Here is a 14,896-nt window from a genome sequence, read left to right on the forward strand (position 1 = left end):
CTTATACGCCTGCCGGGACATAAGCCGGCACGGGGTCTTGCCGGTTTTCGTTCAGGTGAATCGCTGGTTTGCCCAGAGCTGTTGCATCGCTCTGATTCACTTTTTCTGCAGCCATTTCCACTGCATCCTCCAGCGCGAAAATCTGCGTAAACATGCGCAGTGCTTCATCACCTTGCTTCGTACCTGCCATTTCCTTGATCCGATTAATCGGATCGGTTGTCATTTGGTTGACAATGCTTTTGGTCAAACGACGAATGACTTTACGCTGATGCTCATCCAGCTCCGGAAGCTTGTTGAACAGACTATCCATTGTTTCTTCATGAATGGATACGCCTTTCTCTTGCAACGCCCGAATAACTGGGCGAACGCCGAGTGTTCTGAGCCACTGGTAATAATCTTCCATCTCCAGTTCAATCATTCTCTCAATCTTCGCAGCTTCGACCTTACGCATCTCCAGATTGCTCTCCACAATGCCTTCCAGATCATCAATATCGTAGAGAAATACGTTAGAGATTTCGCCAATTGCCGGATCAATATCGCGTGGTACGGCAATATCAATCAGGAACAGCGGACGTGCTTGCCGGCGCTTCATGCTCTCCCGGACAATACCTGCATCGAGAATATAACGTTCTGCTCCTGTAGAGCTGATGACGATGTCTACTTCACCCAGTCTCGTGAGTGCCTGCTCCATCGTACACGGCGTTCCCCGGAATTTGCTGGCAAGTTCCTCGGCTCTGGCGAGCGTCCGGTTGGCCACGATAACTTCAGATGCACCGTTAGCATACAGATGTTTTACGGTAAGTTCGCTCATTTTGCCGGCACCCAAAATAAGTACCTTCTTGTCTGTGAACATACCAAAAATCCGCTTGCCCAGTTCAACCGCAGCATAGCTGACAGAAACGGCACTCTCCCCGATGGAAGTTTCCGAATGTGCCCGCTTGCCCAAGGTAACCGCCTGTTTAAACAATTGGTTAAACCAAGTTCCGGTAGCTTTCTCTTCCTGTGCTTTGAAAAAAGCCTGTTTCACTTGGCCGAGAATCTGAGTCTCTCCAATGACCATCGAATCCAGTCCGCAAATGACCCGGAACAGATGGCGCATGGCTTGATCATCCTCATATATATATAAGTGTTGCGTAAATTCTTCCCGCGGAACGTTAAACCATTGCTCCATGAATGTTCGAATAAAATAACCGCACATGTGAAGACGGTCGACCACAACGTACAATTCCGTACGATTACAAGTGGCTACGATTACACCTTCCAATACACTCTTGGTCAGCTTGAGCTGCTGCAGCGCTTCAGACAAGTCCTTTTCTGCAAATGTGAATCGTTCTCTGACCTCTACAGGCGCCGTGCGATAATTCAAACCAACAACAACGATGTGCATTGCAAGTTCACCTGCCTAATAAATTTCCAATCAAAGTGCTTACTGTATATCTCTATCCAGTTCAGATTGACATAGTTAATTATATCACACATCAAGTCCATCACTCGCCCATTTTTATGAAATGTTTATGAAATCAACATGATGATTATCATATGCATTGTGATATATTGTAGTGTCTCACGAATGTACACCCTTATTCGTTATATGGAACGAATAGTGAATATTTGAGAAAACGGAGATTTCTGCAAACCTGTTCAAGACTGCTTATAACAAATAGTCATGGAATCATTCCATGACTATCTAGGTGCGGGATACATGATGTGTTTTTCAAATATTATAGGTTAGTAATTGTCATCCCCAGCTGTTTGAACAGTTTCTCCAGCCTCGTGATCCGCCTCTTCTTCAACTGGTGCGTATTTGTCTATGCGGGCGTGGCGGGTAATAATATCCCACAGTTCTTCCTTGCCCAGACCTTCCTCGGATGAAAAAGGGACAAACAAGTCGCCTGATCGAAGACCCAGTGCTTCCTTGATGACTTTAATGTGCTTGGCTCTGCGTGTCTTGGGAATCTTGTCCATTTTCGTAGCCACAACGACCAGCGGCAGACCATGATGGCGTAGCCATTCATTCATCATTTTGTCATCCTTGGATGGCTCATGTCTCATGTCCACCATCTGCATCACAAGCTTCAATTCATCCCGTTGTAGCAAGTACTTTTCCATCATTTTACCCCAGGCAAAACGTTGCTCTTTGGATACTTTGGCGTACCCGTAACCCGGAAAATCGACAAAATACAGATCCTGATTGATCTTATAATAGTTCAGTTGCTGGGTTTTACCCGGAGTTGAACTTGTACGCGCCAGATTTTTACGATTGATCAAACGGTTGATCAGTGATGACTTGCCCACATTGGAGCGCCCCGCCAGGGCAATCTCCGGCAGACCGTCATCTGGATATTGTTCAGGCCGAACGGCACTAATTATAAATTCAGATTGATTGACTTTCAAATTGCATCTTTCCTCTCTTGAACTCCTGTCTTGCAAGCATAACATTTCCACATTTTCATCCCGTATTATGCCATCATTCCTTCTATCATATCAAAAAAAACCTCTCCTGTACCCAAAAAAACAACTTTTGTACTCGAAAAACATCAGATTATCACGAAAAAAACCGTTCAAGCGGACGCCGAAGCCCCCGCCGAACGGTCTACTCTCCATTTAATCTTTGCGGATAAGTGTCGGTTACAGATGAATGCCTGCCTGTTCCACAAGAGCATGCTGCAACACCTGATCCATATGAGCTACGGGCACAAATTCCACATCTTCCTTGATGCTATCCGGAATGTCGCGCAGATCTCTTTCGTTATCCTTAGGTAACAATATTTTTTTGTAACCCGCACGGTGGGCTGCAAGTGACTTTTCTTTCAAGCCGCCAATCGGCAACACCCGTCCGCGTAATGTAATTTCACCTGTCATAGCAATGTCTTTCGACACATGTTTATTCGTCAGAGCTGAGATCAAGGCTGTTGCCATCGTAATGCCGGCTGATGGGCCGTCTTTAGGGATGGCACCTTCCGGTACGTGGATGTGAATGTCGTTCTTCTCATGGAAATCAGACGCAATGCCTAGTTGTGCTGCTTTCGAACGCGTATAACTGAAAGCTGCCTGAGCAGATTCTTTCATAACGTCTCCCAACTTACCCGTAAGCGTCAGCTTGCCTGTTCCCGGCACCACGGTTACTTCGATCACAAGCGTGTCTCCGCCCACCTCAGTCCATGCAAGCCCGGTCACCGTACCAATCTGATCTTCCAGCTCAGCCATGCCATAGCGGAATTTGCCCGGACCGAGATAGTCCTTAACATCATCCGGCAAGATCACAATCTGACCCTCTACACCGGATACGATATTTTTAGCCGCCTTCCGGCAAAGTGATGCCATTTGCTGTTCCAGATTTCTCACACCCGATTCACGCGTATACTCACGAATGACTTTTAGCAAGCTATCCTCTGGCACTTCCAGTTGGTCTTCTTCGAGACCGTGATCCTTCTTCTGTTTGGGAAGCAAATAGTTTTTGGATATTTGCAACTTCTCCAGCTCGGTGTAACCCGGAATATTCAGCATTTCCATACGATCCAATAATGGACGCGGAATGTTGTGCACCGTGTTCGCAGTAGTTATGAACATAACGTTAGATAAGTCAAAAGGCAACTCCACAAAGTGATCACTAAACGTATTGTTCTGCTCCGGATCCAACACCTCCAGCAATGCAGACGAAGGGTCTCCACGGAAGTCTGAAGCCATTTTGTCGATCTCATCCAGCAAAAATACAGGGTTAAGTGATCCTGCTGTTTTCATCCCCTGAATAATACGTCCAGGCATCGCACCTACGTAGGTACGGCGGTGTCCACGAATCTCTGCTTCATCCCGCACGCCACCGAGGGAGATACGCACAAATTCTCGACCGAGTGATCTTGCGATTGAACGGGCCAGAGAGGTTTTACCTACCCCTGGAGGGCCAACTAGGCAAAGGATCGGACCTTTGAGTTTTTTGACAAGTTTCTGCACGGCCAGATACTCCAATACACGTTCCTTGGGTTTCTCCAGACCGTAATGGTCGGCGTTTAGCACATCTTCGGCCTTCTGGATATCCAGATCATCATCCGTCACCTGGCTCCAAGGTAACGCAAGTAGCCAATCCACATAGTTGCGGATGACACCACCCTCGGCAGAACTTGCAGGCATTTTCTCCAGTCGATCAATTTCCTTCTCGACCTTCTCCTTCACCTTGTCCGGCAGGCCCAGACTTTCCATCTGATTACGAAGTTCTTCCACTTCGCCCGCACGGCCCTCTTTTTCACCGAGTTCCTTCTGAATCGCCTTCATCTGCTCACGCAAATAGTATTCTTTCTGGGTTTTCTCCATCTGTTTCTTCACACGTTGGCTGATCTTGCGTTCAAGCTCCAGCACTTCACGCTCATTATTCAGGATGTCCAGCAGTTTCTCCAGACGTTCCCGCACGTCGATGGTCTCCAGAATTTCCTGTTTGTCCTTGATTTTCAGAGACAAGTGGCTTGTAATAACGTCCGCAAGACGCCCCGGTTCTTCAATGTCTGATACGGCAGCCAGTGTCTCGGGGGTTACTTTTTTGGACAGATTGATATAATTCTCGAACTGGTTCAGAACGGTACGCATGAGGGCATCTGTCTCGGGATGAGCGTTCTCTTCCTCAGGCAGTTCTAGCGCCAGCACCTCGTAGTATTCTTCGTTGTCCGTATATTCAATAATTTCAGCCCGTTCCAAGCCTTCCACAAGTACTCGGATCGTTCCGTTGGGTAGCTTTAACATCTGTCTTACCTTAGCTACGGTTCCAATGCGGAAAATATCCTCTCGTGTAGGTTCCTCAATATTTACCTCGGCTTGGGAACATAGGAGAATCAAATGTTCTTCTACCATCGCTTTTTCTAAAGCCTTGACCGATTTCTCCCGGCCCACATCGAGATGCAGCACCATACTCGGGTAGACGAGAAGTCCTCTTAAAGGCAGTAAAGGAAAACGACGACCTTTCGATTTGCTCGGTCCCATCGCTTTCGCACCTCCAATGGCTCTCAGGTTGTAGTCATTCATTATTCTATCAAATGTTCACATAAAAAACCAATGAAGGGAAGCGCTTAGCAGCTTCCCGAATCTGTAACTCGCCCTGGACGAGGTGACTCTGCCCTTAAAAAGGAGGCGGATGCGGGAGGAAAGATCTCCGGTTTAGGTAATGCCGTCTCTTCTGCAACTACCTGCTGTTCCACTTGTTGCGCTCCCGGTTCCCAACCAAAGACTTCACGGAATACATCCTGAACCGTATCTACTGGGATCACCCGCAAGCCATCCAGATTGTCAAAAATGGACTGCCAATTCTCCGCCGGTATAATGACCGTCTTCGCCCCAGCCTGGAAAGCCGCCTCCACCTTCGCCAGTACACCGCCAATCGGTTTAACGCGGCCATGGATACTAATCTCGCCTGTCATAGCAATCTCGTGGTCTACAGGGCGTCCTTGAATGGCTGAAGCGATTGCTGTAGCCATGGCAATTCCGGCCGATGGACCATCAATCGGCGTGCCTCCCGGAAAATTCACATGTAAATCATAATCACTCGTGCGGATACCCATCGCTTTCAAGACGGTTAACACATTTTCAACCGAACCTTTAGCCATACTTTTCCGCCGTAGTGTACGGGAACCGCCTCCAATCTCTTCCTCATCCACGACGCCTGTGATGTTGATGCGGCCCTGGTCTTTCGGTGCAGGAACCGCTGACACCTCAATCTCCAAAATGGTACCCATATTCGGTCCGTAAACAGCGAGCCCATTGACAAACCCGACCTGCGGCTGTGAAGGCACCTTACGATCCGGCCTTGGCTGGATCTGACTGCTCCCGGCAACCCACTCGACATCAGAAGCCTGAAGTGTCTCACGCTTTTCAGTGAGTGCAAGTCCAGCGGCTAGCTGAATGATATTGACCGCTTCACGCCCATTGGTCGCATATCGCTTGACCACATCAACGGCATCCGGACAAGGACTGAACCCGATTTTCTGAACAGCATCTTCCGCAATCCTTCCAATCTCCTCTGGTAACAATGGACGGAAATAGACCTCCATACACCGTGAACGTAAGGCAGGAGGAAGCTCATGCGGGGAACGTGTCGTTGCTCCAACCAGACGAAAATCAGCAGGCAACCCATTCTGGAAAATATCATGGATATAAGCAGGAGTATGCGTGTCTTCGGAGTTATAGTACGCACTTTCCAAAAAGACCTTGCGGTCTTCCAGCACTTTGAGCAGTTTATTCATCTGAATGGAATGTAATTCTCCAATTTCATCAATAAAAAGCATACCACCATGTGCCTTGGTCACCGCACCCGGCTTCGGTTGAGGAATTCCCGCCACGCCCATAGCTCCTGCTCCCTGATAGATCGGATCATGAACGGAACCAATGAGTGGGTCCGCAATACCTCGCTCATCAAAACGAGCCGTTGTGGCATCCAGCTCCGTAAATTTAGCATCGGCTTTGAAGGGAGAAGTCGGGTTTTTCTTCGCTTCTTCCAGCACTACCCTTGCGGCTGCTGTTTTCCCTACTCCCGGCGGGCCATATATAATCACATGTTGCGGATTGGCACTACATAAAGCGGCCTTGAGTGCACGTAGTCCGTCTTTTTGCCCAACAATATCGTTAATGGTGGCTGGACGTGTCTTCTCCGCTAGTGGCTTCGTCAGTGATATCGAACGTAGCTTGCGCAGCTTCTCCAGTTCTTTTCGCGATTCACGCTCAACAGCAGTTCGATTCGTTTTCTGGCCTCGTAGCAAGTTCCAGAAGTATAATCCGATCACCACGCCAAAAAATAACTGTATCAACATGAATACCATGCCAAACTCACCCATATCTCAACATCCTCCTGTTCTGTCCTTCTTCTCATCTGTAATCATGCTAATACTTGGTAGTATAGCCTTTTCGACGAGACGTAAACGGAACAAGACGAATTTGTGCTTGATAATTTATTCATGAGCAAGCAAAAAGCCCGCCACGTATGGCAGGCTTTCACATTACAACTATTTAAACGTATCACTATCGCTTGGATGATAGGAGCCATTTCTTTTTGGGAACACTTGTACAAAAAAATTAGTGCGAACGCCCAGGGATAACCCCTGTTTCTTCATAAGCTTCAACAATTTTGTCGATTTCTTTTTTCAATTCCTCTACCATAATCTCTTCCGGCACTTTACGGATCATTTGTCCATGACGGAATAAAAGACCTTCTCCACGGGCACCGGCAATGCCAATATCCGCTTCTTTGGCTTCTCCTGGGCCATTTACCGCACAGCCCAGTACAGATACTTTGATCGGCACCTTAAGCTTGGAGATATACTCTTCCACTTCGTTGGCGATGGAGAAGAGATCAATATCCAAACGCCCGCAAGTTGGGCAAGAGATCAGTGTAGCCGCATTGGAGATGAGTCCAAAAGTTTTGAGCAGATCGCGCGCAACTTTAATCTCTTCTACTGGATCGGCACTAAGCGAAATACGCATCGTTGAACCAATTCCCATAGAGAGCAGTGCGCCCATACCCGCGGAACTTTTGATCGTGCCTGAAAACAGAGTTCCTGCCTCGGTAATGCCGAGGTGCAACGGATAAGGAATAATCTGAGCTGCCTTTGTATAAGCTTCAATAGCCATCGGTACATCCGACGCTTTAAGTGAAACGATGATATCGTGGAAATCCAGTTCTTCCAAAATACCAATGTGGAACAGCGCACTTTCGACCATAGCATCCGCAGTAGGATAGCCATACTTTTCAAGCAGATGATTCTCTAGTGAACCCGCGTTTACCCCGATTCGAATCGGAATCCCCTTTTCCTTACACGCCTTGACGACCTCTTCGACTTTAGCACGTTTACCGATGTTACCTGGATTGATCCGAACTTTATCAATGCCATTCTCGATAGCAAGCAAGGCAAGCTTGTAGTTAAAATGAATATCTGCCACGAGCGGGATGTGAATCCGCTTCTTGATTTCCTTAATCGCTGCCGCAGCTTCCTCATTATTCACCGTTACACGTACCACTTGGCATCCGGCTTCTTCCAATCGCAAAATCTCTGCAACTGTCGCTTCAACGTCTGCTGTTTTGGTCGTACACATACTTTGAATAATCACTTCGTTACTGCCACCAATTGTCAAGTTCCCTACTTTTACGGGACGGGTGTCCTGTCTTAAATACATGAGTGATTTCTCTCCCCACAACGTCAAAGCTCCACTCTGACAAAAGACCATATATACGCCTTCTGCCCAAGTGGAGAACTGACAAGTCTTATTTCAAAGCTCAGCTGAAAGAATTCCAATTAGGCACTCTCTTCCTGCTTATCGTCCTTTGATTGGCCAAGTTCAGGCACAACTTTTTTCTCAACAACTTCTTCAGTAATGACACAGCTGGTCACGTCTTCACGTGAAGGAACTTCATACATGATTTCCAGCATGATACCTTCAATGATTGCACGCAAACCACGTGCACCCGTGTTACGCTTGATTGCTTCTTTGGCAATCGCCAGCAATGCACCCGGTTCAAACACCAGATTCACATTGTCCAGCTCAAGCAGTTTTTGGTACTGCTTCGTCAGCGCATTTTTCGGTTCGGACAGAATCCGTACCAATGTATCCTCATCCAGCGGCTCCAAAGTAGAGATTACTGGCAGACGACCTACGAATTCCGGAATCAAACCGAATTTCAGCAAATCTTCTGGCAACACCATACCGAGGTACTCACCCGGTTTCAGATCTTTTTGCTCCGTTGCGGCGTTAAAGCCAATAACTTTTTTACCGATCCGGCGTTTGATCATTTGCTCCAGACCATCAAAGGCACCACCGCAGATGAACAAGATGTTGGTTGTATCAATCTGAATGAACTCTTGATGTGGATGCTTGCGACCACCTTGTGGCGGAACCGAAGCAACTGTACCTTCAAGAATTTTCAGCAAAGCTTGCTGAACACCTTCACCGGACACGTCACGAGTAATGGACGGGTTCTCCGATTTACGTGCTACTTTATCAATCTCATCAATATAGATAATGCCGCGTTCTGCTTTTTCTACATCATAGTCAGCCGCTTGGATCAGCTTAAGCAGAATGTTCTCGACATCCTCACCCACGTATCCCGCTTCTGTCAATGAAGTTGCATCCGCAATAGCAAAAGGAACGTTCAGAATTTTCGCCATCGTTTGTGCAAGCAACGTTTTACCGGAACCCGTAGGCCCTAACAGCAAAATGTTACTCTTCGACAGCTCTACATCTTCAATCTTGCTTTGAGTATTAATCCGTTTGTAGTGGTTGTATACAGCTACAGACAAAGATTTTTTTGCTTGTTCCTGACCGATAACATATTGATCAAGAATATCACGGATTTCTTTTGGTTTCGGAATATCTTTCAGGTCTACTTCTTCATCGTGACCGAGTTCTTCCTCTACGATTTCGGTGCAAAGTTCAATACATTCATCACAGATGTATACGCCTGGTCCAGCGACCAGCTTGCGAACTTGCTCCTGAGATTTACCGCAAAAAGAGCATTTCAGCTGCCCTTTCTCATCGTTAAATTTAAACATGAAACCACCCCTTTAGGAATTGATCGGTCTGCTGAGCACCTGGTCAATAATGCCGTACGTTTTTGCTTCTTCCGCACTCATGAAAAAGTCACGGTCTGTATCCCGCTCAATTTTATCAAGGGGCTGACCTGTACGATCAACATATATTTGATTCAGTTTCTGACGAGTTTTAATGATCCATTCTGCGTGAATTTTAATGTCCGCAGCCTGTCCTTGAACGCCGCCAAGCGGCTGGTGAATCATGACTTCACTGTTCGTAAGCGCATATCTTTTGCCTGGAGCGCCCGCGGTCAGCAATAAAGAGCCCATGCTTGCTGCCATGCCTACGCAAATGGTCGATACATCCGGCTTGATAAATTGCATCGTATCGTATATACCCATCCCTGCCGTAACAGAACCACCAGGTGAATTAATATACAAGCTGATATCCTTCTCAGGATCGTCGGCTGCCAAAAACAAAAGCTGAGCTATGACAAGATTGGCTACATCGTCATCAATCGCACTGGTCAGAAAAATAATGCGATCCTTCAGCAAACGTGAATATATATCGTAAGAACGCTCGCCTCGATTGGTTTGTTCAACAACCATTGGCACCAGACTCATGAGACCAACCTCTTTTCTACATGTAATTAGACATAGGCTGACTGTAAAGCAAACCCAAAATCATTTTAACATGTTCCTGTGACAATGTCATTTTTCAGAAAACACGTTATCTTAGGGATATTTACGATTTAGCCTGATCATATTTAACCATGTTTTCTATGTATGTGCAAATTACATCCATCCTATGCCGTCTTGGTGTTTTTTTATTTCCGTCCAAGAACAAAGGTTTGAAATCAACGGAAAATGGGCACCTTGCAATAAAATGAATGAGAATCCATATCAACACTCATTTTTCTATAAAATGGATGTCGCAATTTAAAAATAAGGCACGCAATGACTCACGTGCCTTATCGTTTATATAGCTGTCAAAATCACACAGCTTGTCTTATTTTTCGTCAGCTTCTGCAGCAGCTTCTTCGGCTGGAGCTTCAACTGGCTCAACAACTTTGCTGTTCTCAACGAGAACTTCGATTGTTTTGCGCAATTTAACTTCATCACGAAGGCTGTCCAGGGAACCGTTACCTTCGAGGATGCCACGGATCTCTTCAGCAGGACGCTTGTAAGATTCAGCCATTTTCTCGAGTTCTTGGTTCACTTCTTCATCAGAAACTTCGATATTTTCCGCTTTTCCTACTGCTTCAAGCACCAGGTTGTTGCGAACACGTTTCGAAGCATCGTCTTGCATTTGTGCTCTCAGGTCAGCTTGAGTCTGACCGGAGAAGCTCATGAACATTTCAAGGTTCATGCCTTGGCTGCGAAGACGGTTGTCGAAATCGCGCATCATGTTCTGTACTTCGCTGTCAACCATTGCAGCAGGGATGTCCACTTCAGCGTTTTCAGCTACTTTTTCTACAACTGCGTTTTCCTGTGCAGCTTTGAACTCATCTGCTTTACGGGAATCCAGTTGTGTTTTGAGGTCAGCTTTGTACTCTTCCAGAGTATCAAATTCACTAACATCTTTAGCAAACTCATCATCCAGTTCTGGTAGTTGTTTGCGTTTGATTTCATGAACTTTCACTTTGAATACTGCTTGTTTGCCAGCCAGCTCTGTTGCATGGTAGCTCTCTGGGAAAGTCACTTCAACGTCTTTGAAGTCACCAGTGGACAGGCCCACTACTTGCTCTTCAAATCCTGGAATGAATGTGTTGGAACCCAGTTCCAAGGAATAACGCTCAGCTTGTCCACCTTCGAAAGGTACACCATCAACAGAACCGTCGAAGTCGATTACAGCAACATCGCCGTTCGCTGCAGCACCTTCGTCAACTACAACCAGTTCAGCATGACGCTGTTGCAAACGCTCCAGCTCTTCTGCAACTTCTGCATCCGTTACTTCACCTTTAGCTACAGCAACTTCGATACCTTTGTAGTCACCCAGGGTAACTTCTGGTTTCACGGTTACTTTCGCTTTAAATTTGAAGGATTGTCCTTTACCGAATTGCTCGATGTCCACATCAGGACGATCTACCGGGAAGATATCCGTTTGATCGATTGCTTCTGTATAAGCTTCTGGAAGCAAGATGTCGATTGCTTCTTGATAAAGGCTTTCCACTCCGAAACGAGCTTCAAAGATTGGACGTGGCACTTTACCTTTACGGAATCCAGGTACGTTTGCTTGTTTTACTACTTTATTAAAAGCTTTGTCGAGTGCTTCTGTTACGCGCTCTGCACCGACTTCAACCTCAAGAACCCCAAGGTTCTTCTCTATCTTTTCCCAAGTTGCTTTCATTGTATACTTTCCCCTCCAAAATTCACATGTTCACGTAGGCGATCACGTACAAAATAACCATTTTAGTATAAACAAGTTTACATTCTTTTTCAAGGGGAATCCCTTGATACGGTTTAAGGTAAACGTTTCCGCCTCTTAATGACCGTCCAAACCGGCGGAAACAAACTGTTTCATAGAGCGATATGCCTGCTCTAGTCGAAACCTCATTGCACCTGTCACAGCGTACATCGAGCGCGTATTTTCCTCATCGTGCGAGCCACCCAGGCTGTCTGCAACCGTCATATGTAGCGCGGCCGCCCAAATATCCGCCATATCATCATTTTGCTCGAGCATGGACTGGTAATCCCGGGTTCCATAAACCGCCATAACATATTGTATCCACAGTTCCTGGGCAAAATAAAAGAGCGTAGGTTCATGAACCTCCGTCTGGTCTGCTACTCGTTCCAGAATCTGCACAATCTGAAGTGGGAATTCTTCCGGTTTGAGTGGAACGTTAGCGATATCAACCTCTACTTCTTCGTCACCTCTAGTGAAATGAATGATGTCTTGTACCCCTCGACGACGCAGGGTTTGCATGACTCTGAACTGTAATAGTGGATGAAGCACCTTCGTTTGCAGCCACCTAATCAGTTCTTCATCCACTTTCGGAACGTCCAAAAATGCCAGTTGTTCGAGAGCCAGCATTGTCTGTTCAGATAGCGGGCCTTCCATAACTGTCCCGAGCAACTTATCTGCGTAACCATCGTCCTGAGCAAGTTTCGACTTGGCGTGTTGCCTTGCCATCTCCTCTTCGCTGATGTCTTCTTCCTCTTCTTCTCGAATGGTCTGCATTTCTGATTCTTCATATTGAGGGAAAGCAGCCTGCAACCACTCCAGCAACGCTCTCCACTCGTCATAGTGACGTTCTTCCTGTCCTTGGCATTGCAACAAAAAGCGGAGCAAGTCCATTGCTTCACCGTAACGTTCATTTTCAAGCATAACTGTCAGCTGTATCTGGTAATAGTCCAGCGTTTTTGGAAACAGCACAATTTTGTTGTTTTGCTCGGTTTCCGGGGTTGTGGATTCCTTGATAGGAGCACCTCCTCTTTTCCTGAATCTCCGGCCCATATCGACCGTGAATAGATATATATCAAGGAAATACGGATCTATTTTCTGATTTCTTCTGATATTCTAACATAACCTTAATTAGAAAGAAAAAAACGTTGCGGCCGCCAAATATCATATATGAAAACAAGCTTAAAATAAAACGTTTGATATATTTTTTTACTTATGATATAATCATTTTTGCTTGAAAAATTTCCATGTCTCAGTAGCTCAGCAGGATAGAGCAACGGCCTTCTAAGCCGTCGGTCGGGGGTTCGAATCCCTCCTGGGACGTCAAAAAAGGAAAGCTTCCTCCGGGAAGCTTTTTTTGCGTTCTGGGGATGAGAACCTCGGGCAGTTCGTTGAAGCATTAAGTTCGATAGCATCCCCCTGAAATCTAATAAGCCATTTCACAACACTTAATTCAACTAGTAACATTAATTTAAAGCTATCAGGACGAGAAGGTATCTGTTAAGTTTTGCTTTCCATTGCTCCATATGACACAGAATGTTATGCTTGCTTAATGAATTGTGCCAATTCATACATATCAACTTCCTATAGAAGCTGTACTTCGTCGGTTTAATAACTGGCTTTAAATATTTATATAGAAACAGGAGATTAATGATGTCCTCACCTACACAACAACAGCATTCCGTCCCTGCCGGGGGAGAACAACAGTCCCAACAAACCCCTCAAAAATTCGGGTTGTTACTCGCTGGAATTATTGTCATTGCCGCTACGATGCGGTCCCCCATCACAGCCACCGGTCCTGTCGTGGAATTAATCCGTTCAGACACCGGTATCGGACATACGATGGCTGGATTACTAACGTCACTGCCTTTGATCGCTTTTGCAGCTGTCTCACCTTTTGCTCCGCGTCTTGCCAAACGTTTTGGGCTGGAGACTGCACTACTGCTTGCTGTCATTATTGTTACCAGCGGAATCACCTTGCGGCTACTCCCTTCTGTTTTGTCTCTTTATGCGGGAACAGCGCTTCTAGGATGCGGTATCGCCCTTAGCAATGTACTGCTGCCAAGTCTGATCAAACGTGATTTCCCGTTACGAGTCGGCATTGTCACTGGACTGTATTCCGTTTCGATGAATATGTTCGCCTCAATCTCTTCAGGTATTAGTGTACCCGTGGCAGAAGCCTCCTCGCTTGGTTGGCGGGCTTCATTAGGGGTATGGGCCATTCTATCCCTACTGGCTGTCTTTCTATGGCTTCCGCAGGCACAGAGGGGGCGCAAACAGATGCTCTATATCACTTCCCAGAGCGAGAAGGCACCCACACGTCTACGCACTTCTTCTCTTGCTTGGTTCGTGACGTTGTTCATGGGCATTCAGTCGTTAATCTTCTATACAACGATAACTTGGCTTCCCGAGATCCTCGCGGATCAAGGTTTTAGCGCTGCCTCAGCTGGCTGGATGTTGTCTTTGATGCAAATGGTTAGTGTACCTGCTACCTTCATCGTGCCGATTCTGGCTGGAAAAACACGAGATCAACGGCTACTCACCACCTTAACGTGTTTATGTCTCATCGTCGGATATGCGTTACTATTCAGCACTGCACCTGTTCTCGTCACCACCGGGGTTGCGCTAGCCGGGATTGGTGCCGGGGCCTCCTTTGGTCTGGTCACGATGTTTTTTGTCCTTCGCACACGTCATGCGCGAGAGGCAGCAAGTCTTTCGGGAATGGCTCAATCCTTTGGATACATGCTTGCTGCAGGAGGCCCTTTACTGTTTGGTTTAATGCATGACTGGACCCATGGATGGTCTCTCCCTCTGCTCGTACAGGTTCTTCTTGCGATCGGACTGCTTATGACAGGACTCCAAGCGAGCAAAGACCGAACTGTTTCTTAGTTTTATAAAAAAAAGTTCACCAGGAGATCGGATAGCTATCCTTCCCTGGAAACAACAACAAAAAACGGGCTCCCCCTGTCCGCTTAACAGGGAGAGCCCGTTT

The 14,896-nt window shown here is 46.5% G+C and carries 10 protein-coding genes and 1 tRNA gene; 2 read left to right on the forward strand and 9 right to left on the reverse strand.

What is annotated here, in order from left to right:
• Window position 1: 1 nt before the first annotated feature.
• The 9 genes from hemA to MHI38_RS10095 all read right to left on the reverse strand — a co-directional run bounded on the left by hemA (window position 2) and on the right by MHI38_RS10095 (window position 12,957).
• The gene (hemA, locus tag MHI38_RS10055; RefSeq protein ID WP_154890973.1) at window positions 2-1,387 is read right to left on the reverse strand and encodes a glutamyl-tRNA reductase; all 1,386 of its coding nucleotides are present in this window, start codon (window positions 1,385-1,387) and stop codon (window positions 2-4) included.
• A gap of 341 nt (window positions 1,388-1,728) precedes the next feature.
• Entirely contained in the window at window positions 1,729-2,394 is a 666-nt protein-coding gene (gene yihA, locus MHI38_RS10060) for a ribosome biogenesis GTP-binding protein YihA/YsxC (RefSeq protein WP_222592188.1), read from the reverse strand.
• Between the two features lie 234 nt (window positions 2,395-2,628).
• Window positions 2,629-4,968, reverse strand: coding sequence for an endopeptidase La (gene lon / locus MHI38_RS10065; protein ID WP_090919136.1), 2,340 nt, complete (start codon window positions 4,966-4,968; stop codon window positions 2,629-2,631).
• 86 nt (window positions 4,969-5,054) lie between these two features.
• Window positions 5,055-6,812, reverse strand: coding sequence for an ATP-dependent protease LonB (gene lonB, locus MHI38_RS10070; RefSeq protein ID WP_090919138.1), 1,758 nt, complete (start codon window positions 6,810-6,812; stop codon window positions 5,055-5,057).
• Between the two features lie 238 nt (window positions 6,813-7,050).
• On the reverse strand, window positions 7,051-8,148 hold the full coding sequence (ispG, locus tag MHI38_RS10075; protein ID WP_090919140.1) for a flavodoxin-dependent (E)-4-hydroxy-3-methylbut-2-enyl-diphosphate synthase: 1,098 nt from the start codon (window positions 8,146-8,148) through the stop codon (window positions 7,051-7,053).
• 119 nt (window positions 8,149-8,267) lie between these two features.
• Entirely contained in the window at window positions 8,268-9,521 is a 1,254-nt protein-coding gene (clpX, locus tag MHI38_RS10080) for an ATP-dependent protease ATP-binding subunit ClpX (protein ID WP_090919142.1), read from the reverse strand.
• A gap of 12 nt (window positions 9,522-9,533) precedes the next feature.
• Complete coding sequence (gene clpP, locus MHI38_RS10085) at window positions 9,534-10,124, reverse strand: ATP-dependent Clp endopeptidase proteolytic subunit ClpP (protein ID WP_090919143.1); 591 nt, start codon at window positions 10,122-10,124, stop codon at window positions 9,534-9,536.
• Between the two features lie 385 nt (window positions 10,125-10,509).
• Entirely contained in the window at window positions 10,510-11,850 is a 1,341-nt protein-coding gene (tig, locus tag MHI38_RS10090; RefSeq protein WP_154890974.1) for a trigger factor, read from the reverse strand.
• Window positions 11,851-11,985: 135 nt separating this feature from the next.
• Window positions 11,986-12,957 carry a hypothetical protein gene (locus MHI38_RS10095; protein WP_373323280.1) on the reverse strand — a complete coding sequence of 324 codons (972 nt, stop codon included), beginning with the start codon at window positions 12,955-12,957 and terminating at the stop codon, window positions 11,986-11,988.
• A gap of 196 nt (window positions 12,958-13,153) precedes the next feature.
• Between MHI38_RS10095 and MHI38_RS10100 the strand changes: the two genes are divergently transcribed.
• Together MHI38_RS10100 and MHI38_RS10105 are read left to right on the forward strand one after the other, a co-directional pair.
• Window positions 13,154-13,227 (forward strand) — tRNA-Arg (locus MHI38_RS10100).
• Between the two features lie 330 nt (window positions 13,228-13,557).
• On the forward strand, window positions 13,558-14,793 hold the full coding sequence (locus MHI38_RS10105) for an MFS transporter (protein WP_154890975.1): 1,236 nt from the start codon (window positions 13,558-13,560) through the stop codon (window positions 14,791-14,793).
• Window positions 14,794-14,896 lie beyond the last annotated feature (103 nt).

Source organism: Paenibacillus sp. FSL K6-1558 (genome assembly GCF_038002565.1).
Lineage (GTDB): Bacteria > Bacillota > Bacilli > Paenibacillales > Paenibacillaceae > Paenibacillus > Paenibacillus polysaccharolyticus.